The organism is Campylobacter sp. CFSAN093238 (genome assembly GCF_012898015.1).
In the GTDB taxonomy this organism is placed as follows: Bacteria; Campylobacterota; Campylobacteria; order Campylobacterales; family Campylobacteraceae; genus Campylobacter_D; species Campylobacter_D jejuni.
The window spans coordinates 1,507,776-1,530,618 of sequence record NZ_CP040611.1; the positions used below are offsets into that span (position 1 = coordinate 1,507,776).

Here is a 22,843-nt window from a genome sequence, read left to right on the forward strand (position 1 = left end):
ATCTTACCTTAATAAGCCATTCTCTAAAGCACTAAGCTTTAAAATATACTCTTGACTTTTGTTTTTATCAAAAAAACTATTTATCTCATAAAAACTTTTTAAAGTTTTATCAATATATCTTAAATTTCCTTGAGAAATTTTTTGTAAAAACTTAAGACATTTATTTGAAAAATTCATTCCGAATTTCAATTTAATATAATCATCAAGTTCTAAAAGACTAATATTTTTCAATTTAAAACAAGCACTTAAACGACTTTTAAAATGCTCTTTTTTAAGTATATTTAACTTTTTATGAGAACTTAAAACAAAACTTATAGAATCACTATAAATCCTGATGCTTTCTAGCATTGCGTAATCATACATTCCCACTTCATCAAGAATGATTAAACTCTGACCTTGTGAAATCAAAAACTCAATTTTTTCTTTTAAGAAACTCTGATCTTTAAAATTTTCATTAATAAAATCAACATTATATTTTTTTGCCAATCTTTGCAACAATACACTTTTACCACTACCACTTTTTCCCCATAAAAAAATAAAAGCTTTTTGGCTTTCTAAAATTTGATTGATTTGATGAAAAATTTCTTCTCTAAATGGAATAATTTTACTCATAATGCTTAAATCCTAGATCTTTAAGACTTGGAGCATTTACACTATCTACTATACTTGGAGTGATAATAAAAACAATTTCAGTTGCTTTAGAATTTAAAACTTCTCCTTTAAACAAAGAACCTAGGATTGGAATTTTTGATAGAAAATTGATAGAATTTTTCTCATTAGATTTATCGTGAGAAATCAATCCACCTAAAATTAAAGTTTGATTATTCTCTACTTGCACAACACTAGAAAGCTTTTTTTGTATGGTATCAGGAGCAATAGTTCTTGGTTCTTTTTGTCGTTTATTATCTTCTGGATACTTAAAATCACTTAAGCTTGGATTAATCCTGAGCATTATTTTTCCATCATCAGAAATTTCAGGCAAGATATTGAGTAAAATGCCTACAAAAATAGAATAATTGTTATAACTTTCACTAACAGTAGTCCCATTTTCAGTGCCTTTAGAACTTTCTTTAACTTGATAATTTATAGTATCACCTACAGAAATAATGGCTTGTTGGTTATTTAAAGCCATAAGCTTTGGATTAGAAAGCACGCTAGTTTTTCCATTTTGAGAAAGAAAGTTAATAATAGAATCAAAATTTAAATTCGCCCTTAAACCCAAATTCTTAACAAAACCTTGCCCATTTTGAAACTGAATAAAAGAATTTTCATTATTTACTTGCGAATTTAAACCTATATTAAAATTTTGCCAATTAATCCCACTAGAATGGTTTTCATTTAAACTCACAGCAAGTATGCTAACATCGATAATAACTTGTTTTTTAAGACGATTTTCTAGTTTTTGCAAATAATTTTTCACACTTTTTAACTGAGAATTTGTTCCAGTTACTATAATAAGACCTGCATTGGGATTTATAATGGGAGTTTTAGCCTCATAATCTTCATGAGAATTTTTTAATAATACAATAATCTCTTTTTCTATATTTTGCCAAAAATCAAATTTTTCCATACTTTTAATCATATTGTCCTCTGCGTCATCAAAACTACCGCTATATTCACTTTGCCTTGGTTTAGCGTCTACAGACGCTTTAGTTATGCTTTGTCCTTCTCTGATAGAAGTGATATAACTTATCTTAAAAATCTTCGTATTAATGCCTGAAATTCTTAAAATTTTACCATCAAAATCATAGCTAAGATCATGCTCTTTGATAAAAAAATTAAAAATTTCGTCTAAACTCATTTGATGAATATTGACAGAGTTTTGCAATATTTCTAATTTTTCTTTGGCAATTTTATCTTTAACAATAATACTAAAAGAACAATATTTTGCAAGCTCATCAAGACTTTCTTGTATGCTTAATTTTTCATTAATACTGATATCAAAAAGACGCTTTTGACAATCTAAAGCATAAAGATAATGGCAAAAAAGAATGTTAATTAATATTAATCTTATCATTTTTATTTATTTGGATTGCAATTTCTAAATTATCATATTGGAATTTAATCTCTTTAGTATTTATTTCATATATTATAGCATCATCAATCATATCACCTTTTTTATACCATCGATCATAAATTTTTACTTTATCAAGCATAATTGCAGTAATTTTAATATGTCTTAATTTTTCAAAAGTAGGATTCACAAATGGGTTTTGAAGAGTATTAAAATTTATACGATTTTCTTTATCTATAAGTTTAAAATACTCTTCAAAATTATCTTGTGCAAACAAAGTGCTAAAACACAATGTAGCACTAAAAATATATTTTATCAGCTTTCGACCTCATTGCTATAATCAGCCATAGCGATACGCTTAAGCTGTCTATAGCGACGTTGAGCGTCTTTTTTATTGCGTTCAAAAAGCTCAGCAGCGTGTTCAGGATTTGCTTTTTTAAGTGAATTATAACGCACTTCATTCATCAAAAATTGCTCATATAAATCCCAATCAGGTTCTTTTCCTGTTAGAGTTAAAGGATTTTTTCCTTGCTCTTCTAAACGAGGATCAAAGGTATAAAGTGGCCAATAACCACATTTTGTAGCAAGCTCACCTTGCTCTCCTGAGTAACCCAGCCCACCTTTAATACCATGAGCTATACAAGGAGAATAACAAATCACCAAAGATGGTCCATCATAGGCCTCAGCTGCAGTGATAGCTTTGATAAGATGAGTATAATTTGCCGTTGAATTTACTTGTGCTACAAAAATATAACCATAAGTCATAGCAATTTGACCTAGATCTTTTTTCTGTATAGGTTTGCCTGCTGCTGCAAACTGTGCTACAGCTCCTGTTCTAGAAGATTTTGAACTTTGACCGCCTGTATTAGAATAAACTTCTGTATCAAGCACTAAAATATTTACATTTTCTCCACTTGCTAAAACATGATCAAGTCCGCCATAGCCTATATCATAAGCCCAACCATCACCACCAAAAATCCAGTGAGATTTTTTACTTAAATACTGTTTAAGCTCTAATATATCTTGTACGGCTTTAATATTTTTATTTTGCTCTAAAATAGGGATCATTTTATCTTTAATTTCCACAGACATAGCACCATTGTCTTTATTTGCAATCCAATCTTTAAAAAGAGCTGATAAAGCATTTGGAACTTCTTGCATACTTTCATTCATGATATGTTCAATGCGGTGTCTTGTATTTTCAGTTGCAATTTTCATACCCAAACCAAACTCAGCATTGTCTTCAAAAAGTGAATTTCCCCAAGCAGGACCGTGTCCATTTTTCACACTTTTTCTATAAGGAGTTGATGGAGCTGAACCCCCATAAATAGAACTACAACCTGTCGCATTAGCCACAATCATTCTTTCACCGAACAATCTTGTAATTAAAGTAATATAAGGAGTTTCTCCACATCCAGGACAAGCTCCATGGAATTCAAATAAAGGTTGGGCAAATTGCGCTCCTTTTGTAGTTTCTTTATTTAAAATATCATCTTTGTATGTGATTTCTTTAAATAAATAATCCGCATTTTCTTGCTCACCAAAATCCATCTCTTCTTGAAGTGGTACCATAACCAAAGATTTTTCTTTAGTAGGACACTCATGAACACAAAGCTCACAGCCTGTGCAATCAAGTGGAGAAACTTGAATTTTAAAGCTTAATTTTTCTCCTTTGGTTCCTTTAGCTTCTAAAGCATGATCTTTTACACCGCGAGGTGCATTTGCCATTTCTTCATCATTGATCAAAAATGGCCTGATAACAGCATGCGGACAAACTGAAGCACATTGATTACATTGGATACAATTTGCCTCTATCCATCTTGGTACCATAACCCCAACACCGCGTTTTTCGTATTCGGTTGTGCCGTGTTCAAAACTTCCATCTTCATAACCTAAAAAGGCTGAAACAGGTAAATCATCACCCTTAGCCGCATTCATAGGTTTTACGATTTTTTCAACAAATTCAGTACCTTTATAGGCATTGGTTTGTTCTTTTTCTTTAAGCTCTAAATTTTTCCAATTTGGATCCACTTCAACTTTTACAAGTCCATCAGCACCCACATCAATAGCCTTGTAATTCATTTCTACAATAGCATCGCCTTTTTTACTATAAGATTTATACGCAAGCTCTTTCATGTATTTTTGTGCGTCTTCATAAGGAATGATTTTTGCAAGTTTGAAAAAGGCTGATTGCATAATGGTATTTGTACGATTTCCCAAACCTATATCACGAGCTAGTTTAGTTGCATTGATGATATAAAAATTTACTTCTTTTTCAGCTAAAGTTTTCTTTACTGCATCTGGAAGTTGTCTTATGGTTTCTTCAGCATTCCAAATACTATTTAAAAGGAAAGTTCCTCCTTTGCGAATTCCTGCTAAAACATCATAAATTTCCAAATAAGCCGCTACCGAACAAGCGATAAAATGCGGAGTTGAAACAAGATAAGTTGAACGGATAGGTTTTTTAGAAAATCTTAAATGGCTTCTTGTATAACCCCCTGATTTTTTAGAATCATAAGCAAAATAAGCTTGAGCGTAAAAATCCGTTTTATCTCCGATGATTTTAATCGAGTTTTTATTTGCGCCCACAGTTCCATCAGCACCAAGTCCGTAAAATAAACATTCGATCGTACTTTCATCTCCAAGTGAAATTTTCTCTCCAGTACTCAGTGAAGTATGAGTTACATCATCAATTATACCTACAGTAAAGCCATCTTTTGGATTATCAAGTTTAAGATTTTCAAATACTGCTATCATTTGAGCAGGATCAACATCCTTTGAAGAAAGTCCGTATCTTCCACCCACTATAACAGGAGCATTTTCTCTTCCATAGAAAGCTGATTTTACATCGAGATAAAGTGGTTCTCCGAGACTTCCTGGTTCTTTGGTTCTATCTAAAACCGCGATTTTTTTCACTGATTTTGGCATAACATCAAAGAAATATTTTAAACTAAATGGGCGATAAAGATAAACTTTTAAAATCCCTACCTTTTCACCCTTGGCATTAAGATAGTCCACCACTTCTTCAAGTGCTTGAGTTACAGAACCCATAGCAACAATCACACACTCTGGCTCTTTGTGGCCATAATAAGTAAATGGTTTGTATTCTCTACCTGTAATTTTTGAAATTTCTTGCATATATTCATTAACAACATCAGGTAAAGCATCGTAAAAACGATTGCTTACTTCTCTAGTTTGAAAATAAATATCATCATTTTGTGCTGTTCCACGTGTTTTTGGATTTTCTGGATTTAAAGCATTATTTCTAAATTCAAGCAAAGCTTCTCTATCTAATAATCTATCAAAATGCGCATAATCCATTACTTCAACTTTTTGAATTTCATGGCTTGTTCTAAAACCATCAAAAAAATGTAAAAATGGCACTCTTCCCTTAATTGCAGCTAAATGTGCTACACCAGCTAAGTCCATGGTTTCTTGCACAGAATGCGAACAAAGCATAGCAAAACCAATTTGTCTTGCTGCATAAATATCTTGATGATCACCAAAGATAGACAAAGCTTGAGCAGCCAAAGAACGCGCTGCTACATGGATTACACAGGGGAGTAATTGACCTGCTATTTTATACATATTTGGAATTTTAAGGAGTAATCCTTGAGAAGCCGTATAAGTTGTAGTCAAAGCCCCAGCTTGTAAAGATCCATGCACACTACCTGCAGCTCCTGCTTCACTTTGCATTTCTACGATTTTTACAGGAACTCCAAAAAGATTTTTTTTTCCTGCAGCCGCCCACATATCGGTATAATCAGCCATAGGAGAACTAGGTGTAATAGGATAAATTCCAGCAACTTCAGTAAAAGCATACGCAGCGTATGCAGCAGCCTCATTTCCGTCCATAGTTTTCATAATTTTACCCATTGAGACCTTCCTTTATATTGATAATTTTTATATTTTTTAGCTATCAATTTACTATAAATTCTCTTAAAAGGCGTTTAACGAAAACTTGAAATTAGTTTAATCTAGCTATATAATTAACAGCCTCATATGCATTTAAAAATACCATAGAACGGGATTTTAATTCATTTTCATTACCATAGCCACAAGTTAAGGCCAAAGGAGTGATATTAGCAGAAATTGCAGCTTGAATATCTAGTATTGTATCGCCTATCATATAGGCATTTTCTTGAGTTTTATTGAGTCTTTTTAAGGCTAAAATTATAGGTTCGGAACTTGGCTTTGGATTTGTGACATCTTCAAGAGTAATTAAAGTTTTAAAGAATTTTTTAACTCCCAAATAATCAAGTAAAATCGGAGTAAATTTACCACCTTTTGTTGTAACTATACCAAGATCTGCAATTTCGCTTCCAAGTTCTAATGCCTCTTTTGCTTTAGGCAAAAGAGTGGTTTGTTCTAAATAAATTTGTGTATAAATTTCACGATAAGTTAATACAAATTCTTTACTTAAATTTACTTTATCTGGATAAAGCATTCTAAACATTTGCTCTAAAGGATAACCTATGAGATTTTTGATTTCTTCATTATTTTTAGAAGTTAATCCAAGGGCTTTAAAAGCTCCTTGGAAAGAATTTAAAATAGCATCAGTAGAATCAATTAAAGTGCCATCTAAATCAAATAAAATAGTTTTATTCATTATCTTAAAATAAATTTAGCATCCACTCTTCTATTATCCGCTCTACCTTCTTTAGTGTCATTGCTTGAGCGAGGATTATCTTGACCATAACCTACTGTTTTGATGCGACTTTTTTCTACACCATATTTTTCAAGTTCATTAGCAACACTTTTAGCACGTCTTTCAGAAAGCTTTTGATTATAAGCTCTTGAACCAATATTATCTGTATGTCCTTCAAGAATAGTATCATATCTTTCATTTTCATCTAAAACTTTTGCAATTTCTTTGATTTTTTCTTGAAAAGTTGGATTTATAGTAGTTTTATCAAAACCAAAATGACCTTCCAAAGAAATAGTTTTTTCGCAACCATTTTCATCTAACAAAGCACCTTCTCTTGGTTCAACAGGACATTTTGCTTGTGGAGCTGGACGAGTATCAGCAACTTCTTCTACAGCTTTTTCCTTTTTGCCACCAAAACCAAAACTAATACCTAAAGTTGAAACCCAATTATGGTTTGCATGATTAAAATTAATTTGATCTCTAGTTTCAAGTCTTAAAGCCAAAGAATCACTAAGACAGAATTTTACACCCGTGCCATAATGTCCAAATCCACCGCTTTTATTATCATAAGCAGCATTTGAAAAATCCTCATATCCTCCACCTGCTAAACCATAGAAATAAAATTTCTCACCTACATCAATACCTTTAATAGCACTCAAATAAGTTCTTGTAATATCTGTAGTTTTATTTGTATTTGTATATTTAACATCAGAATAATGCTCTAACCCAAATTCTAATTGATCAAGCCAAAAATCGTCAAAATGATAACCAAGTCTAACACCTGGTGCATAACGATTATCCATATCTAAATTACCTTCAAAGTAATTATAGTTTAAAGTTGGAGTGATTTCAAATTTTACATTGTTATCAGCACCAAATAAAACACTTGCCAAACCTAAACATAAGAATATTTTTTTCATAGAAAAAACCTTTCATTGTGTTATAAAATAAAAATTTAAATTTTGCAATTATAACATAAATGATAGAAAAAAGGATGAGTTTTATAAAAAATTGTAGAAAGGTGGGAAAATCCCACCAAAAATATTAACGTTTAGAGAATTGTGGGCTTCTTCTTGCTTTGCGGCGTCCATATTTTTTACGCTCAACAGTTCTACTATCTCTAGTAAGAAGTCCTTTAGGTTTTAATAAGGCTCTAAAATCATCATCCATAGCTGCTAAAGCTCTTGAAATTCCATGTCTTAAAGCTTCAGCTTGAGCACTATAGCCCCCGCCTAAAGTGGTTGCTTTAATATCCATTGAAGTTTCTTGTTTAGTCACAAGTAAAGGTTGAACCACTTTAAGCTTAATCGCCTCGTGTCCACCAAGCCAAGTGTTTAAATCAACACCATTAACACTAATTTTACCACTACCTGGTTTTACCCATACCTTTGCGATAGCAGTTTTTCTCTTACCTGTTGCGTATGTTGTTGCCATGATTATTTTCCTTCTTTAGCAATTTGTGCAGTGTGTGGGTGCTCACTACCCGCATAGATTTTTAATTTTTTAAGCATAGCTCTGCCCAAATTTGTTTTAGGAAGCATACCTCTAACTGCTAATTTATATAATTTTGCAGGATTTTTTTCAAGTAAATCACCAAATTTTTCGCTTTTTACACTTCCAAAATATCCTGAATGTCTATGATAAAGCTTATCTTCTGCTTTATTAGCACCTGTAAATACAGCTTTTGAAGCATTAATGATAATTACATAATCACCACAATCAACATTTGGAGTAAAGCAAGGTTTGTTTTTACCTCTCAAAATTGTTGCTACTTCAGTTAAAAGACGACCAAAGCGTTTGCCTTCTGCGTCTAAAACAATCCATTCTCGTTTTACTTCGTTTGGCTTTGTTATCTTTGTCATAATTTTTACCTTTGCCAAAAATTTAAAATGTGATTGTATAAAAAATAATATTAATTTTTACTTAATTTAAGTAAAAATAAAGTTTATATTTCCAAAATTTGAATTTCATTTTCCAAACAATAAACTATAAAAGCACGCACTTTATCTTTTTGCAAAATTTCACTAATGGCGATCTTATAAGTTCCTACCTGCTCTTTATGTTTATCTTGCATAGCAAGACCTGTTTTATAATCAATTATAAAAACTTCTTCATCTTTTAAAGCAAGCAAGTCTAATTGTTTAATTTCTCCATTAAAACTCAAAGCTTGTTCTTTTAAAAGCTTTCCATCACCAATCAAATTTTGAAATTGAATATTTTTAAGTAAAATTTCAATTCTTTTAAAAAGCTTTTCAAAATCACTCTCATCTAAAAAATGTCTAAATTTACTCTTGCATCTTTGAGTAAGTATTTGAAAATTTTCACCCTTAGGAAGTTTTAAATTTTGCATAAAAAAGTGAAAAGCATTTCCAAAATATAGTTCTTTACTATCAAGCCTTTCTTCGCTTTGAATTTCTTGCAAGGTAATTTTTTCAAATTTTTGCAAAGTTTGAATGCTTTCTTTTTTAACGCTTAAAATTTGTTCTTTGCTTTCTAAAAAACCTCTCTCTTGAGAATGTATATTTAAAAATCCCCCCTTAAAATAACTTGGATAATTTCCATTTACACTTTCTTCATTTCTTTTTATGATGATCAAACTTTCCTTAGCTCTTGTAAAAGCCACATAAAGTTTATTAATATCATCTTCATAATTTGCTCTTGTAATATTTTCTTTAAAAAGAGTATAAATAGGCTCTTTAGTAAGCTCTCGAATTTTATCTTTAATATGGAGTTGCCAACCTTGATTGATATCATATTCAAGCATGATATCTTCATTGTTTGAATTGTTTTTAGATAAACTATCAAGTAAAATCACATGATCAAATTCCAAACCCTTAGATTTATGCACACTCATAATACTAATTCCCATATTTTGTTCGCTTACTATTTTCAAAGCACAAGGCTCAAATAAAAGCTTTAAAAAATTCTCCTTAGTTTTAGCATATTCGATAAATTGTATTAAAGCGATATCATTTAAATCAAGTTTTAATTCTTTTATTAAAAAAAGTACATTTTCCATAGCATTTTTTGAAAAATCAAGGGTAATTTTTCTCGGCTCAAAACCTAAAAGTTCCTTTAAAAATACCAAGTAAAACTCATCACCAAAAATACAATATTTAGCATATTCTAAAACAAGTCTTACACTTGCTTTATTTTCAAGCAAAACATTACTTTGAGTAAATGCAGGAATATTTTGCTCTCTTAAAAAATCCAAAACCATATCTGCATTGCTATTTTTCCAACACAAAATACAAATATCATCATAAGAAATATTTTTAGATCTTAAAAAATTAATTTGCTCAAATAAAGTTTCTAAAGTCTTTTCCTTAATTTTTTGGGCTTGGTTTTTAACCTTTTGTTCCTTAGACTCCACAATACGCACAAAACCGCCTTTTTTACTTTCTAAGGCAAATTGTTCTTTATAATCTTTGATTTTTTCTTTAAAAGTTTCATTAACAAAATCAACCAAAAGCTCTTTAGAACGATAATTAGTATTTAAATTATCACTTTTAATTTGACTAAATTCTTGTTTTAACAAATCAAATAATTCTTTTTTTCCTTTACGAAAGCGATAAATACTTTGTTTTTTATCTCCTACATAAAAAAAAGTGCGATTTTTTTTAACTCCTTCTCCTGAAACAAGCTCAGTAATCAAAGGGCGTAAAATTTGATATTGGATCACGCTTGTATCTTGAAATTCATCAATAAGCAAATGCGAAATAAAACCATCTAAACGAAAATAAATCATATCCTTAAATTCACTAGTTATTAGCTCATAAACTTTTTTACTCACATCTTGGAAATTTAAGGTATTTTTATCTTTATGAAATATATTTTTAGCTTCACTATAATGATTTAAAAGATTCATTAAATTAGCAATTTTATAATTTTCAAGCTCTATAGCATAAGTATTTAAAGCATTTATAAGCTCCATTCTTTTTGCACTAAAATGCAAGTTAGTGCTTTCTAAATCTTGCAAATATTTTGTACTTTCAAATTTTGTCATAAAACTTGATTGCATAAATACAGATAAATCTAAAACTTCACTTTTAAAATTGTCACACAAATTTTTATAATTTTTTACATGAGTAAGACCCAAACAATAACTTCTTAACTCACTATAAGCTTTATTGATATAAGCTTTAGTTGGATTTAGAATTTTAGGACGATTTTGAAAATAAGCATTCTCATAAAATTTTTCAAGCTCGTTAAAAAAATTTTCTTTCTCATCAACTAAATTAATATAATAAGCCAAATCTTTTAATTCATCTTTTTTAAGAAGTTTTAAAAAAATCTCTCTTACATCAAGCCTCTCTTCACTCATTGTAAAATCACTACTTAAGCCCAAATTTAAAGCAAAAACACGCAAAATTTTTCCGAAAAAAGCATCAAAAGTACTGATTTTTAACTCTGTTCTTAAAAATTCTTCTTTTTTAGCATCTCTTAAAGAAATAAGCTCTTCTTTATCTTTACCTAAAAGCTTGCAAAGTTCATTGCATTCACTGGTTTTATTTTCTTTTTCTAAATTTAAAAAAGTCTCAATAATTCTTTTTTGCATTTCATTAGCAGCTTTTTTGGTAAAAGTTAAAGCTAAAATTTCATTAATCCTAGCTCCTTTTAAAATAAGTGCTACAAAACGCACACTCAAGGCAAAGGTTTTTCCGCTTCCTGCACTCGCTTCTAATGCCAAAAAAGGCTCAAATTGACTCATTTTAATTCCTTTTTATAAATGAGTTTATAAGGACAATACTCATCTTGTTCATTTTCAAACTCTATTTCTTCCTTACTCATAAGAACTAAATCTTTAAGTCTTTCTCTTAGCTCATCTAAACTTTTGGCTTTTTGATGCAATATTTGCATACTATTTAAATCATAAAAACCCACGCTTGCATTTTCATCATATAAAGCTTGGTAAAAAGCAAGTTGATAAGAATTACTTGGCACTTTTCCACTTTTATAATCAATAATCAAATTACCTTCTTTTGAACTATCGATACGATCTATAGTACCCTTAAGTTTTATACTATCTGTTCCGAGCTTTAAAATATTGTTTAACTCAAGCTCTGTATGTGCGACATAAAAGCCTTTTGAAAAATGCTCTTTTTCATTTTTAGCAAATTGTATAAATTTTAATTTAAATACTTCAAGATCAAGTTCACTGATATTGTATTTTTGATATTCTTTATCCAATAAATTTGCAAAAACTTTTATATCAAAATCATTATTTGCATAATTTTTATAATAAATTTCAAGCATTTTATGGATAAAATTTCCTTGATTTTTCGCTTTGCTTTCCTCGCTTAAAACCCTAGGTTCTGCTAAATTTAAAATATAACGATAATAATAAGTTCTTTTTTGATTTTCCAATAAATTAAAACGACTAAAAGAAAGCGGAAACTCGAAAGGATTATGCTTTAAAATAGGAGCTTTTATAGGAGTTAGATTAGGTTTTATGCCTTCATAGTCTAATTTTAAAGCATTAAGATAAGCTTTTTGGTGGATATGAGTTTCATAAAAAAAGTCAAAATCAAGTTCATCTAAAAAACGTGATTTGCTTTTTTCTTCATTTTCCACAAAGCAAATACTTACTTCTAAAGCATTCTTCATCAAGCTTTCATAATAAAATCTTTGTAAATTTTCTCTTCTATCATAGCTAATCAATCCTGCTTTTTTACGCACTTCATTGTTTAAAAAAAGCTCATTAACACTTCTTTTAGGAATAAATTCTTCATTAAAATCAACCAAAATCACTCCATCAAAACAAAGCCCACGACTTTCTAAAAGTCCCATTACCGTAACCTTACCTCCACCTACATCACTAAGGGAAAGTTGTGAAATTTGCATGAAAAAAAGATGGATCAACTCTTTAAGAGTTAAAGACTGATTTTTCAATAAATCTTTAATAAAATAAAGTTCTTTTCGTATCAAATAAATAAGCTCTTGCTTTTCATTTTCTAAAAACAAAGCAAGTAATTTTTCAAAATATTCAAAATCACATTTCTCATCAAAATACTTTTTAAACTCTATAAAATCAAGTTTTAAAGAATGTAAAAGCGTATTGTGATAATCAAAAATCATCTGCGTGTCTTCAAAATAATCCTCTTGATTTTTATAGACAAAAGAAGCACTACTAGCACTTTCATAAAGTGCTTGAAATTTTTGATAAAACAAACTCTCTTTAATACTAATTCCACTTGCAAAGTTAAGCATATTGTCTTTATCAAAAAGTCTTAAAAACTCACAAAAACTTTCATCTGGAGTTATAACTGCAATATTTTCAGGCTTTAAACCTTTGCGTACAAAATGTGAAATTTCATCCATAACAAAAGCACATTGCAAAGCCCTTAATTCAAAAGATTTGAGTTTCATTTTTGAATTTTTTGTTTTAAAAATTTCTTCTTTTAAGATCTCTTGTTTTGAAAGATTGATTTCATAATGAGTGTTTATTTTTAAATCAAATATTTTTAAAAAATCAAGTTTTAAAAGATATTCAAGATTAAATTTACTCGTTTTAAAACTTAAAACCACTTCTTTAATCTGAGAAATTTCACTTAATAAATTTTCTTCAAATTTACTTAAAAAACCTTGCAAATCATAAACTATAGCTTCATACTCATCTAAAAAATCTTTATTAAGAGTGTAATTTTTAGGTAAAGAAAGATCATCATAAAAAGAATTCTTTTCAAGCAAAGCAAGATAATTCTTATATACCTCATCTAAAATTTCCAAATGTTCATTATAGGTGGCATAATAATCATTGTTTTTAAGATCTTCTATGCTTTTTTTTTCCAAACTCAGTTCTTTAAAAAAAGAAAAAAGATATTCGTTATTTTTCAAAAAAGCAAAAAATTCTACCGAAATTCCTAGTTTTTTTTCTAAATCCTTACTTTTTAGACAAGCTTCTTGCATTAAAAGCAAACTTTCATAAGAACTTGCTTTATGAAAATTGCTCAAACAAACTTTATCTAAAAATTCACCTATATGAATAGCACTATCTAATAAAGCATTTTGCTGTTTTTTTTGATTATAATATTCTCTAATTTGCCTTGAAGAGCTAAAAATTCTTAATTTCATTGAGCATTTAATTCGTAGCTAAAAAAACCCACTGTTTCTTGATTTGCATAAAACTTTAGCTTAAGCTCCCATCTACCTTTATCTAATTTAGGTAAAGCGATACTTAAAATTCCATTTTTAACTTGTCCTTCTAACTTTTGATCAAAATTTTTAGTGAATGGTCTTGTAAGAAGAACTTGAACTTTTAAATCATTAGAATTTATATTTTGCAATGCAGAAATTTTAAAATTTGCAACATAGGAATTTTGATCCACTTCATAACTAGGAATTTTTCTTTTACCTATAAAAGTGATTTTATCATTTTGAAAATTTACTTTAAAAAATTTATCAAAATTTACTTGTTGTTTTTGTATTTGATTGTAATTATTTTCAACATTTTGATAAGAGTCAAAATAAAAATCATCCTCATACACAGGATGGTGACTTGCTATAAAAATCGTTACAATACAAGCAATAATTATAGCCAAAAGTGAAAGCAAAATACCATAAGGCCAAAAACTTTTTTTAGTTTCTAACATTTTTTTTCCTCTTTATTCTTCTTTGTGCATAGTATAACAATGCAAAGCAAATAAATCCATAGATAAGTATTCTTAAAATATTGATAGTATCACGATTTGCATTACCTATAGAATGTTCTAATTGCAATCCCAAGGATTTTGCCACACGATCTACAATATCTGCATAACCATTAAGTATAGCAGCATTATAAATATCACCTTTATTTGTAGCTAATATCGGCAAAATAGATCCTGTTCCAGGATAAGGACTAAGCACAGCTTCTTTATCAATCAAAGCTAAAGCACCTTTTGAGCCCACTATATCAACTTTGTGAGAATTTTTTGACAAAAGAAGCAATATATAAGATTGAGGAAGTTCTTTTTGTTTATTTAATAAAGTTTCAATTTCAGTTTTATCACCAACCATAACGCCGATAAAAATATTACTTTTTTGGTAAAGCTCTTTTCCTATAAGATTAATCTCGTTACTTACTTTTTGACTTAAAATATTTTCATTAAAAAGCACAGCATCAAGAGCAAAAACCCTAGAAGGCAATAAAACAAAGAAGAAGATAGCTAAAAAAAAGCCATCTTGTAATATTTTTTTCATCCTATATGAAGATGATTTACGGTCAAAACCGACCAAGCGGTGATTGCAGCAGCAACAACTAAACCAATAACAATTAAATATTCCAAAGCCTTACTCATTGTGCTTCCTTTATACTTCTATGATCTTGTTCTTTTGAACCAAACATCTTTACACTTTGTACATCTTTAAGACTATATGGCTTTTGCATCACTTCTTGCTGAGCTTTAAGACCCCAAATAGTTAAAACTGCTAAGATAGCAAGCAACAAAACCGTAGCAATTAACATACCTGTAACACCTGAAAGAGAAAACACGCATCTATTATTATTTTCCATCATTCACCCCTTGAAAGAGAAATTACATACTCGCCAACAGCTTCTTTTTGAATATCATTAAGTGTTGGAAAACTCGGCATTGTTCCTATAAAACCAGCCTTACCACTATGTAAAACATCTACTACAAAAGCTGCAGAACCGTATTTTGTAAGATCTGGGAACATTCCATCTTGACCTTTTCCATCTTCTCCATGGCATGCTGCACAAGTTGCATAAGCTTCTTTACCTTTTGCTACTAAATTTTCATTTGCAGTTTTCTTAATAGCTGAAAGATCTTTTGCTACATAAGCAGCAATAGCAGGGATATCTTCTTCTGCTACACCTAAATCAGCAGCACCAAGCATTTCTCCACCTGGAAAATTCATACCTTTTGAACCATGTTTAATTACATTGATTATACCTTCTTCACTACCCCAAATATTTAAATTTTGAGCTTTACCATTGATACCATCTCCTGTAATTCCATGACAAGCCGAACACTGAACTAAAAAGATATTTTGACCCATTGCTATTTTATCTTCAGGAGATAAATTTTTAAATTTTTCTTCAAATTTTGTATTATGAGTTGCTACTTCTTCATTATATTGACCTATACTTGAAAAAGAATTTAAAGGATATCCCCATAGAAAATACCAAATAGCCCAAACAATAGTCAGGAAAAATACCACAGCCCAACCAGTAGGAACAGCATTTTTATACTCTCCTATTCCATCCCAACTATGTTCACTAAGCTCTGACTCGCCTTTTTTTTCTTTCATTTGCTTAAACATTCTACCCACAATAACCAGTGTGATTAAAATGATAAGAATAGCTCCAATTAAAGATAAGAGATTAACATTATCTTCTAAATTTAACCATTGCATTAAGCACTCCTTTTACTTTCTAATACACTATCATCAATATCATCTTTTAAGGCAAGGTTTGCATAATTTTCATAATTTCTCTCGCCTTTTTTTTCTGTTCTATATAAATGATACAAATACGCATATAATACTATTGACAAAAACATCACGAGTGCAAAAAAACCATAACCTTGGAAAATCTCCCACTCATGTTTTTGAACTGTTGCTAAATCAAATGTGATTAAATTTTTAATCACATCAAAAACTATTGATAAATGTTCCATCATCTTACTTTAAACTATTTAAATAAGCGATCAAAGCAACTATTTCTTTGATTTCACCTTTAGCAAAAGCATCTTTTACTTCTTGATTTTTCATTTGATCAACTATAGCCTGAGCTTCAGCTTTTACTTCAGCTTGTGCATCCTCCCAAGAACCAAGTTTTGTTCCATTTTCTGCATCATAAGGAACATTGAAAACTTTTTTCACAGTTAAAGCCTCAGCATAAGCAGTTTCAATATCTGCATTATTTTTAAACATATGCTTATATGAAGGCATAATAGAATCTGGAACAACAGAAGTAGGATCCCACATATGATTTTCATGCCAATCAGCCGTTCTATAATTTCCTACACGAGCAAGATCAGGTCCTGTTCTTTTTGAGCCCCAAAGAAAAGGTCTATCATAAGCAAATTCACCACTTACAGAATACATACCATAACGATCTGTTTCTGATTTAAATGGACGAATAAGCTGTGAATGACAAGCATTACAACTATCTTTAATATATACTGCACGCCCTGCAAGTTGTAAAACCGTATAAGGTTTTTTACCTTCAATTGGTCTTGCATTTTCTGCAAAATTTGGTAAAACTTCAACTATGCCTGCATAAGCAATCACTACAAAAACAGCTACAGCAAAAAAGAATGGATTTTTTTCTAACCAACTAAACATTTTCTCTCCTTTTTATGCTGCCATAGGCGAAGCGCTTTTTGGTTCTTTATCAAGCACTCTTCCACAAGCAATTGTTTTGTAAATATTATAAGTAAACATAAAGAAACCGATAAGATACAACAATCCACCAATCGCTCTAATCCAATAATAAGGAACAATAGCCACAACAGTATCAATAAAGCTATAAAGCAAGTTACCATACTCATCTGTCGCTCTCCACATCATACCTTGAGTAATACCCGCAATCCACATTGAAGCAAAATAAAGAACTATACCTGTGGTTTGGATCCAAAATTGAGCTTCCATTAAAGATTTGCTATAAAGCTCTCTTTTGAAAACTCTAGGAGTCATATGATAAAGCGCGGCCATAGTCATAAATCCTACCCAACCTAATGTTCCATCATGAACATGTCCTGGAATCCAATCTGTAAAGTGTGCTAAAGCATTAACAGATTTAATTGAAAGAATTGGCCCTTCAAGTGTTGAGAACATATAGAAAGTTGATGCCAAAATCATAAATTTAATCAACGGACTCTCGCGAAGCTGACTCCACTCACCTTTCATAGTAAGCAAGATATTAATCGCTGAACCCCAAGAAGGTAAAATCAATACTACAGAGAAAACCGAACCCATAGTTTGCATCCAATCAGGTACAGTTGAATAAATCAAATGGTGACCACCTGCCCAAAGATAAACAAACATTAAGCCCCAAAATGCAAATAAAGAGAGTTTATAAGAGAAAATCGGCTGACCACTTTCTTTTGGCAAGAAGTAATAAATTTGAGCAATAATACCCACAGTAAATACAAATGCCACAGCATTATGTCCATACCACCATTGTACTAAAGCATCATTTGTTCCTGCATACATTGATACACTATGCCACCATTTACCCATTCCAGTAACAAAATAAGTTGGTACTTCCATGTTGTTAAAAAGATAAAGCATAGCTATACCTAAAAATGTAGCTATATAATACCATAGAGAAATATAAAGGGTTTTTTCACGGCGAATTCCAATAAGTCCAAAAATACTTACACCCCATAAAACCCAAACAAGAACAACAAGAATATCTAAAGGCCACTCAAGCTCTGCATATTCTTTAGATGTAGTCACACCCATAAACAAAGATATAACAGCTAAAACCATAGTAAGCATATAAAGCCAAAAATGAAACTTACCAACAGCCATTAAAAATCTTGACTCAGCCATACTCACTTTAAGAACACGCTGACCTATATAATACCAAGTTGCCCAAATCCCTGAAAGCATAAAACCAAAAATCACACCTGAAGTATGAAGTGGTCTAAGTCTTGAAAAAGTGGCATATTCTCCTGCTAAATAATTTAAATTAGGATATGCCATTTGAAAAGCTATAAGAGTTCCTATAGCCATACCAACAATGCCAAACAATATGGTCGCAAACATAAAATATCTTGCAACCGTATAGTCGTAATTTAATACATTACCTGGATGCATCGACTTTCTCCTTAAAATTTTTGATAACAAGAGAATATTATAGAATATTAATTATACATTTTTTCTTAAAAATGATAATTTTGTTAATCATTTGTTATGTTTTATATTTTAAGGCTAAATCAGTCTTATTTATTGATATTTATCTTATAACCTAAACTTGGCACATTTTTTATAAAATCTTCACCCACTTTATCTCTTACTCTTTTTATAAAAGTTCTAACAGCAGTATCGCTCACATGTTCACCTATCCAAACATTTTTCTTAATATCTTCATGCAAAACCAAAGCTCCAGGTTGCTTTAAAAGCAAAGAAATAAAAGCCAATTCTTTTTTAGTTAAAACAATTTCTCCACCACTGTAAATTAAAGTTCGTTTAGTTTTGTTAAATTGATATTCTTCGGAAATTTTTACAAGCATATTTGCTTCAATTTTTTCACCTATCAGATAATCTAAAACTTTAAACAACTCTTCTATATCAACAGGTTTAATCAAATATTTATCTATACCAATATCAATAGAACGCAAAAGTCTCTCTTTCTCTGAATACGCACTAAGAACAACAATTGGGACATCATCTGAAATTTCTTTAATCTCTCTTGCCATATCCAGTCCATCCATAATAGGCATAGCAATATCTGTGATAACTAAATCTGGCTTAAATTTTTTAAATTTTTTAAGCCCCTCATCTCCATTTTGAGCTCCGATTACTTTACTAAAGCGTTCGCTTAATATATTAATCATTGATTCTCTAGCCTTAACCTCATCTTCAACTACTAATATTATCAATTCTTTACATTCTTGTGACATTTCTACTCTACCCTCTCTTTTAGTTTTAAAAATATCTCAAAACAAGCCCCGTCTTTTCCATTTTTAACTTTTATTTTTCCTTGGAAACTTTCGATAATTTGTCTACTTATATAAAGTCCTACTCCTATACCTTGACTAGGATGTTTTGTTGTAAAATAAGGTTGAAAAATTTTATCTAAATTTTCTTTATCAATCCCACCAGCATTATCTTTTATTGTAATTTTCAGATAATTTTTTCCAAATTTTGAAAAATTTATTGTTATGATTTTCCTTTTTTTGTTTTTAAATGCTTCTATTGAATTTAAAATCAAATTAAGAAAAACTCTTATTAAACCATTCTCATATGCCAAAACTTCATAATCACTTTTCGAAACAATATTAATATTTACATGATTTTTTTCTATAGTTTCAAAAGCAATTTCCAAGGCTTTATTTAAAGTCTCTTTTATAAATACACACTGCTCTACTCCTTTGTTAAACAAAGTTCTAAACACATCAATTGTTTCTGACATATTTTTAATCATATCTTTTGATTGTGAGTAAATTTCAGCAAATCCTTTTTCATCTTTAAGATTTTGCTTCATTTGAAACATGGCAATACCGAGCTCATTTAACGGTTGTCTCCATTGATGTGCTATATCGCTAATCATTTGTTCTAATGAAGATTTCAAAATCTCTTCATATGCTATTTTAATATCTTTTTCATTTTTTTCCAAGGCAATTTGCATTTTTTTCTCAAATTTTTTACCTAACTGTATAAATTCTTGTTGGTGATTTTTAGCTGTATTTTCAAGATTAATACTTAATTCTCTTAATTTAGCGTGATTTAGAGCAAGCTCTTCATTAAGCTTAAAAGAATTACTAACATTATGAGAGAATGCTACTATTTCTATTAATTCATTATTTTTATCCAATATGGGGATTAATAAAGTTTCAAGATAGAAAGTTTTGCCTAATTTATCAATATTTTTAAAAATAACTTGATAAGGTTTTTTATATGAAAGTTTTTTTAAAAGTTCTTCAATATAACATTCCTCAACATCTGGATGTTTAAATATTGAATGTTTTTTTCCTATAAGCTCTTTTTTACTATATCCACTTATTTGACAAAGTTTATCACTGACAAAAATTAAATTTCCTTGAACATCAGCTCTTGAAAAAATTGTATTTTTTTCAAGAGCTTTAAAAAACTGATCTTTAAAAAAATCTTTCATTGAAAAGCCTTAAAACCTATATAGGCAAGATTTATACCGTAACAAACAATAACGCCATACGATAAATAATTAAATAAATTTTTCAAAAAATCACTAAAAAACTGTGAAATTTTAGAAAAAAATAACATCGCAGGTAAAGTTGATATTCCAAAAATCATCATTACCAAAATACCTTCAAAAATATTTTGCTTACTCATTGCATTGGCTATAAAAAAATACACCAATCCACAAGGAACAAAACCATTTGAAAATCCTAAAAATATGGCTGATTTTAATCCTTTAAAATTTTTAGATTTTTTAATAATTTTCTTTACAAAACTATCAAAAAAAACATTATTTTCAATAAAAGATAACATATTGCCTCTAAAAATAAGAGCAAAACCCAAAATCATCATAAATATACCAAGAATAAAAAATGACAAACTTTGAACCTTAGCATTGATTGCCAAGATATTCCCAAAAGTCCCAAAAATTATCCCTAAAACAATATAAGCAAAAATTCTAAACAAATTATAAATAAAAGTTAATAAAAATAAATTATTGCTTTTTGAATTCAAATTTATAAAAAGTAAATTAAAACCACCACACATAGAATAGCAGTGTCCAAAACTAGATAAAAAAGCAACGCTGATAATAGCTAAAAAATCTATACTCACATCAAATTCATAAATTCTTTAAAAATATACTTACTTTCATGAGGACCTGAAGAACTTTCTGGATGATGTTGCACTGAAATAATAGGATAGTCTTTATATCTTACTCCTTCAACATTATCGCCAAATAAATTTCTATGAGTGATATGAGCCACTTGAGCTAATTCTTCTGGAACATTATAATTATGATTTTGTGCGGTAATTTCTACCGTTTTTGTATCAAGATTGATCACAGGATGATTTGCTCCATGTTGTCCAAATTTCATTTTATAAGTTTCATATCCAAAAGCATTACTTAAAAGCTGGTGACCTAAGCAAATTCCAAGCATAGGAATTTTAGCTTCTGCAAGTTTTTTAATCTCTGCAATCTCTTGTTTTAAAATCCTTGGCTCACCTGGACCATTAGAAAGAAACACGCCTTGAATTTCACCTTTTTTATACAGAGTAATCAACTCATCTGCTTTAACATTATATGGATAAACTTCTACTTCAAAACCTACTTCTACAAGTTCATTTAAGATATTTGTTTTAACACCATAATCTATAACAGCAACTTTTTTCTCACTTCTTTTAGCATCATTAAATTTTTGAAAACTAGCGTTCCAAACGCCTTGTTTATGAGAATAATTTTTCTTAGTGCTAACTTCTTTTACAAAATTTACTTCATCAATTTTTGCTGATTTTTCTAAGGCGATTTTTAAATCTTCTTTATTTGAAATTTCAGTTGAAATTACAGCTCTTAAATTGCCATTATTTCTTATCATTTTTACTAGATATCTCGTATCAAGTTCATAAATTCCTATTTTTCCATGTTTTTCAAGATAATCTTGCAGACTTTCTTTAGCGCGAAAATTTGAAAAACTGGAACTTAATTCACGCATTAAAACACCACTTGCAAAAATTTCCTTGCTTTCATTATCATTTTCATTGGTTCCCACTATACCAATTTCTGGCATGGAAAATACGATAAATTGCCCTGCATAAGAAGGATCTGAAATAATTTCTTGATACCCTGTTAAAGAAGTGTTAAATACAAGCTCTCCAAAAAAAGTACCGCTCTTTCCAAAAGCCTTAGCACTTAAAAAAATATCATTTTCTAAATAAATATAAGCCTTCATTAAAACATACCTTTTTTTCTGAGCTCTTCTTGATAGAGTTTTTCAAAGATAAGATCGTATTCTTCGCTACCTGGAATAGGTTTTGTTTTATAATTGCTAATTTTCTCATAAACCTCATCTTCAAGTTTTTCATAAATTTTAAGATAAGACTCTATGCTTGAAAAGATTAAATTTTTAACTCTATTTTCACTCACTATAAAATTAATATAATCATTCTCTACAAGTTCTTCTAAAATTTGATGCGCTAGATGATTATGTCTATCTTCAGAATCTAAAATCACATTAAATTCAGGAGCTAACTTTTTCTTCACAAGCCAAAACATATTTTTACGATCTACTTGCATAAGCTCCATTTCATCTTCTTGTTGCTCTAAAAGCTCTTTTACTCTTTCATCTAATTTTCTTTCATTTAGAATATCTTTCTCTAAAACTTCTATTATACATACCTTAAGCTTTTCTAATTGATCTTTAATTTCTACAAAAGAAGAATTAGCTATATCTAACATCATTTTATTTGCGATATAAGGAATATGTGGTAATTTTATACGCATCTTAAAAACCTTTTATTTGATAATGTTTGAAATAATAGCTTATTTTTGGTAAAAGAATGTTAAAAATGAA

23 protein-coding genes are annotated in these 22,843 nt (G+C 29.7%); all 23 read right to left on the reverse strand.

Going from position 1 to position 22,843, the window contains the following annotated elements:
* Window positions 1-3 precede the first annotated feature (3 nt).
* Entirely contained in the window at window positions 4-612 is a 609-nt protein-coding gene (locus FBF21_RS07705; protein ID WP_002851464.1) for an ATP-binding protein, read from the reverse strand.
* Window positions 605-2,017: a pilus (MSHA type) biogenesis protein MshL gene (gene mshL, locus FBF21_RS07710; RefSeq protein ID WP_002856543.1), complete on the reverse strand. Its 1,413-nt coding sequence runs from the start codon at window positions 2,015-2,017 to the stop codon at window positions 605-607. Before mshL ends, FBF21_RS07705 begins: the two co-directional genes overlap by 8 nt.
* Window positions 1,995-2,306, reverse strand: coding sequence for a hypothetical protein (locus FBF21_RS07715; RefSeq protein WP_002855438.1), 312 nt, complete (start codon window positions 2,304-2,306; stop codon window positions 1,995-1,997). Before FBF21_RS07715 ends, mshL begins: the two co-directional genes overlap by 23 nt.
* Window positions 2,307-2,329: 23 nt before the next feature.
* On the reverse strand, window positions 2,330-5,890 hold the full coding sequence (nifJ, locus tag FBF21_RS07720; protein WP_002851382.1) for a pyruvate:ferredoxin (flavodoxin) oxidoreductase: 3,561 nt from the start codon (window positions 5,888-5,890) through the stop codon (window positions 2,330-2,332).
* Between the two features lie 91 nt (window positions 5,891-5,981).
* Entirely contained in the window at window positions 5,982-6,623 is a 642-nt protein-coding gene (locus FBF21_RS07725) for an HAD family hydrolase (RefSeq protein WP_002858866.1), read from the reverse strand.
* Window positions 6,623-7,582 carry a fibronectin-binding outer membrane protein CadF gene (cadF, locus tag FBF21_RS07730; RefSeq protein WP_002876042.1) on the reverse strand — a complete coding sequence of 320 codons (960 nt, stop codon included), beginning with the start codon at window positions 7,580-7,582 and terminating at the stop codon, window positions 6,623-6,625. The genes FBF21_RS07725 and cadF overlap by 1 nt, the downstream gene beginning before the upstream one ends.
* Before the next feature lie 124 nt (window positions 7,583-7,706).
* Window positions 7,707-8,096, reverse strand: a complete 390-nt coding sequence (gene rpsI, locus FBF21_RS07735) for a 30S ribosomal protein S9 (RefSeq protein ID WP_002858868.1) — start codon at window positions 8,094-8,096, stop codon at window positions 7,707-7,709.
* A 2-nt stretch (window positions 8,097-8,098) separates the two neighbouring features.
* The gene (rplM, locus tag FBF21_RS07740) at window positions 8,099-8,524 is read right to left on the reverse strand and encodes a 50S ribosomal protein L13 (RefSeq protein ID WP_002779321.1); all 426 of its coding nucleotides are present in this window, start codon (window positions 8,522-8,524) and stop codon (window positions 8,099-8,101) included.
* Between the two features lie 83 nt (window positions 8,525-8,607).
* On the reverse strand, window positions 8,608-11,373 hold the full coding sequence (locus FBF21_RS07745) for a RecB-like helicase (RefSeq protein ID WP_168985469.1): 2,766 nt from the start codon (window positions 11,371-11,373) through the stop codon (window positions 8,608-8,610).
* On the reverse strand, window positions 11,370-13,736 hold the full coding sequence (locus tag FBF21_RS07750) for a PD-(D/E)XK nuclease family protein (RefSeq protein WP_002876040.1): 2,367 nt from the start codon (window positions 13,734-13,736) through the stop codon (window positions 11,370-11,372). Before FBF21_RS07750 ends, FBF21_RS07745 begins: the two co-directional genes overlap by 4 nt.
* The gene (locus FBF21_RS07755) at window positions 13,733-14,254 is read right to left on the reverse strand and encodes a FixH family protein (protein WP_002851150.1); all 522 of its coding nucleotides are present in this window, start codon (window positions 14,252-14,254) and stop codon (window positions 13,733-13,735) included. Before FBF21_RS07755 ends, FBF21_RS07750 begins: the two co-directional genes overlap by 4 nt.
* Window positions 14,241-14,843 carry a hypothetical protein gene (locus tag FBF21_RS07760; protein ID WP_002851454.1) on the reverse strand — a complete coding sequence of 201 codons (603 nt, stop codon included), beginning with the start codon at window positions 14,841-14,843 and terminating at the stop codon, window positions 14,241-14,243. Before FBF21_RS07760 ends, FBF21_RS07755 begins: the two co-directional genes overlap by 14 nt.
* On the reverse strand, window positions 14,840-14,941 hold the full coding sequence (locus tag FBF21_RS07765) for a hypothetical protein (RefSeq protein WP_002858872.1): 102 nt from the start codon (window positions 14,939-14,941) through the stop codon (window positions 14,840-14,842). The genes FBF21_RS07760 and FBF21_RS07765 overlap by 4 nt, the downstream gene beginning before the upstream one ends.
* Entirely contained in the window at window positions 14,938-15,159 is a 222-nt protein-coding gene (locus FBF21_RS07770) for a DUF4006 family protein (RefSeq protein WP_002858873.1), read from the reverse strand. The genes FBF21_RS07765 and FBF21_RS07770 overlap by 4 nt, the downstream gene beginning before the upstream one ends.
* On the reverse strand, window positions 15,156-16,019 hold the full coding sequence (locus FBF21_RS07775) for a cbb3-type cytochrome c oxidase N-terminal domain-containing protein (RefSeq protein WP_002851306.1): 864 nt from the start codon (window positions 16,017-16,019) through the stop codon (window positions 15,156-15,158). The genes FBF21_RS07770 and FBF21_RS07775 overlap by 4 nt, the downstream gene beginning before the upstream one ends.
* On the reverse strand, window positions 16,019-16,282 hold the full coding sequence (locus FBF21_RS07780) for a cytochrome c oxidase, cbb3-type, CcoQ subunit (protein WP_002804842.1): 264 nt from the start codon (window positions 16,280-16,282) through the stop codon (window positions 16,019-16,021). The genes FBF21_RS07775 and FBF21_RS07780 overlap by 1 nt, the downstream gene beginning before the upstream one ends.
* 4 nt (window positions 16,283-16,286) lie before the next feature.
* Window positions 16,287-16,952: a cytochrome-c oxidase, cbb3-type subunit II gene (gene ccoO / locus FBF21_RS07785; RefSeq protein WP_002851187.1), complete on the reverse strand. Its 666-nt coding sequence runs from the start codon at window positions 16,950-16,952 to the stop codon at window positions 16,287-16,289.
* A 12-nt stretch (window positions 16,953-16,964) separates the two neighbouring features.
* A complete protein-coding gene (ccoN, locus tag FBF21_RS07790; RefSeq protein WP_002876038.1) occupies window positions 16,965-18,431 on the reverse strand; it encodes a cytochrome-c oxidase, cbb3-type subunit I in 1,467 nt (488 codons plus the stop codon).
* 125 nt (window positions 18,432-18,556) lie between these two features.
* Window positions 18,557-19,237 (reverse strand): butyrate response regulator transcription factor BumR, encoded by a 681-nt coding sequence (gene bumR, locus FBF21_RS07795; RefSeq protein ID WP_002864474.1) that lies wholly within the window; start codon window positions 19,235-19,237, stop codon window positions 18,557-18,559.
* A 2-nt stretch (window positions 19,238-19,239) separates the two neighbouring features.
* Window positions 19,240-20,451, reverse strand: coding sequence for a butyrate sensor histidiine kinase-like phosphatase BumS (gene bumS, locus FBF21_RS07800; RefSeq protein WP_002876036.1), 1,212 nt, complete (start codon window positions 20,449-20,451; stop codon window positions 19,240-19,242).
* Window positions 20,448-21,107, reverse strand: a complete 660-nt coding sequence (locus FBF21_RS07805; protein ID WP_002851528.1) for a sulfite exporter TauE/SafE family protein — start codon at window positions 21,105-21,107, stop codon at window positions 20,448-20,450. The genes bumS and FBF21_RS07805 overlap by 4 nt, the downstream gene beginning before the upstream one ends.
* Complete coding sequence (carA, locus tag FBF21_RS07810; RefSeq protein ID WP_002851156.1) at window positions 21,104-22,222, reverse strand: glutamine-hydrolyzing carbamoyl-phosphate synthase small subunit; 1,119 nt, start codon at window positions 22,220-22,222, stop codon at window positions 21,104-21,106. Before carA ends, FBF21_RS07805 begins: the two co-directional genes overlap by 4 nt.
* Window positions 22,222-22,773: a DUF507 family protein gene (locus FBF21_RS07815; RefSeq protein ID WP_002851269.1), complete on the reverse strand. Its 552-nt coding sequence runs from the start codon at window positions 22,771-22,773 to the stop codon at window positions 22,222-22,224. The genes carA and FBF21_RS07815 overlap by 1 nt, the downstream gene beginning before the upstream one ends.
* Between the last annotated feature and the right edge of the window lie 70 nt (window positions 22,774-22,843).

Excerpts from the sequence above, each read along its gene's own strand:
- FBF21_RS07705 (WP_002851464.1), bottom strand. The coding sequence starts at position 612 with ATGAGTAAAATTATTCCATTTAGAGAAGAAATTTTTCATCAAATCAAT.
- mshL (WP_002856543.1), bottom strand. The coding sequence starts at position 2,017 with ATGATAAGATTAATATTAATTAACATTCTTTTTTGCCATTATCTTTAT.
- nifJ (WP_002851382.1), bottom strand. The coding sequence starts at position 5,890 with ATGGGTAAAATTATGAAAACTATGGACGGAAATGAGGCTGCTGCATAC.
- FBF21_RS07725 (WP_002858866.1), bottom strand. The coding sequence starts at position 6,623 with ATGAATAAAACTATTTTATTTGATTTAGATGGCACTTTAATTGATTCT.
- cadF (WP_002876042.1), bottom strand. The coding sequence starts at position 7,582 with ATGAAAAAAATATTCTTATGTTTAGGTTTGGCAAGTGTTTTATTTGGT.
- rpsI (WP_002858868.1), bottom strand. The coding sequence starts at position 8,096 with ATGGCAACAACATACGCAACAGGTAAGAGAAAAACTGCTATCGCAAAG.
- rplM (WP_002779321.1), bottom strand. The coding sequence starts at position 8,524 with ATGACAAAGATAACAAAGCCAAACGAAGTAAAACGAGAATGGATTGTT.
- FBF21_RS07745 (WP_168985469.1), bottom strand. The coding sequence starts at position 11,373 with ATGAGTCAATTTGAGCCTTTTTTGGCATTAGAAGCGAGTGCAGGAAGC.
- FBF21_RS07750 (WP_002876040.1), bottom strand. The coding sequence starts at position 13,736 with ATGAAATTAAGAATTTTTAGCTCTTCAAGGCAAATTAGAGAATATTAT.
- FBF21_RS07755 (WP_002851150.1), bottom strand. The coding sequence starts at position 14,254 with ATGTTAGAAACTAAAAAAAGTTTTTGGCCTTATGGTATTTTGCTTTCA.
- FBF21_RS07760 (WP_002851454.1), bottom strand. The coding sequence starts at position 14,843 with ATGAAAAAAATATTACAAGATGGCTTTTTTTTAGCTATCTTCTTCTTT.
- FBF21_RS07765 (WP_002858872.1), bottom strand. The coding sequence starts at position 14,941 with ATGAGTAAGGCTTTGGAATATTTAATTGTTATTGGTTTAGTTGTTGCT.
- FBF21_RS07770 (WP_002858873.1), bottom strand. The coding sequence starts at position 15,159 with ATGATGGAAAATAATAATAGATGCGTGTTTTCTCTTTCAGGTGTTACA.
- FBF21_RS07775 (WP_002851306.1), bottom strand. The coding sequence starts at position 16,019 with ATGCAATGGTTAAATTTAGAAGATAATGTTAATCTCTTATCTTTAATT.
- FBF21_RS07780 (WP_002804842.1), bottom strand. The coding sequence starts at position 16,282 with ATGGAACATTTATCAATAGTTTTTGATGTGATTAAAAATTTAATCACA.
- ccoO (WP_002851187.1), bottom strand. The coding sequence starts at position 16,952 with ATGTTTAGTTGGTTAGAAAAAAATCCATTCTTTTTTGCTGTAGCTGTT.
- ccoN (WP_002876038.1), bottom strand. The coding sequence starts at position 18,431 with ATGCATCCAGGTAATGTATTAAATTACGACTATACGGTTGCAAGATAT.
- bumR (WP_002864474.1), bottom strand. The coding sequence starts at position 19,237 with ATGTCACAAGAATGTAAAGAATTGATAATATTAGTAGTTGAAGATGAG.
- bumS (WP_002876036.1), bottom strand. The coding sequence starts at position 20,451 with ATGAAAGATTTTTTTAAAGATCAGTTTTTTAAAGCTCTTGAAAAAAAT.
- carA (WP_002851156.1), bottom strand. The coding sequence starts at position 22,222 with ATGAAGGCTTATATTTATTTAGAAAATGATATTTTTTTAAGTGCTAAG.
- FBF21_RS07815 (WP_002851269.1), bottom strand. The coding sequence starts at position 22,773 with ATGCGTATAAAATTACCACATATTCCTTATATCGCAAATAAAATGATG.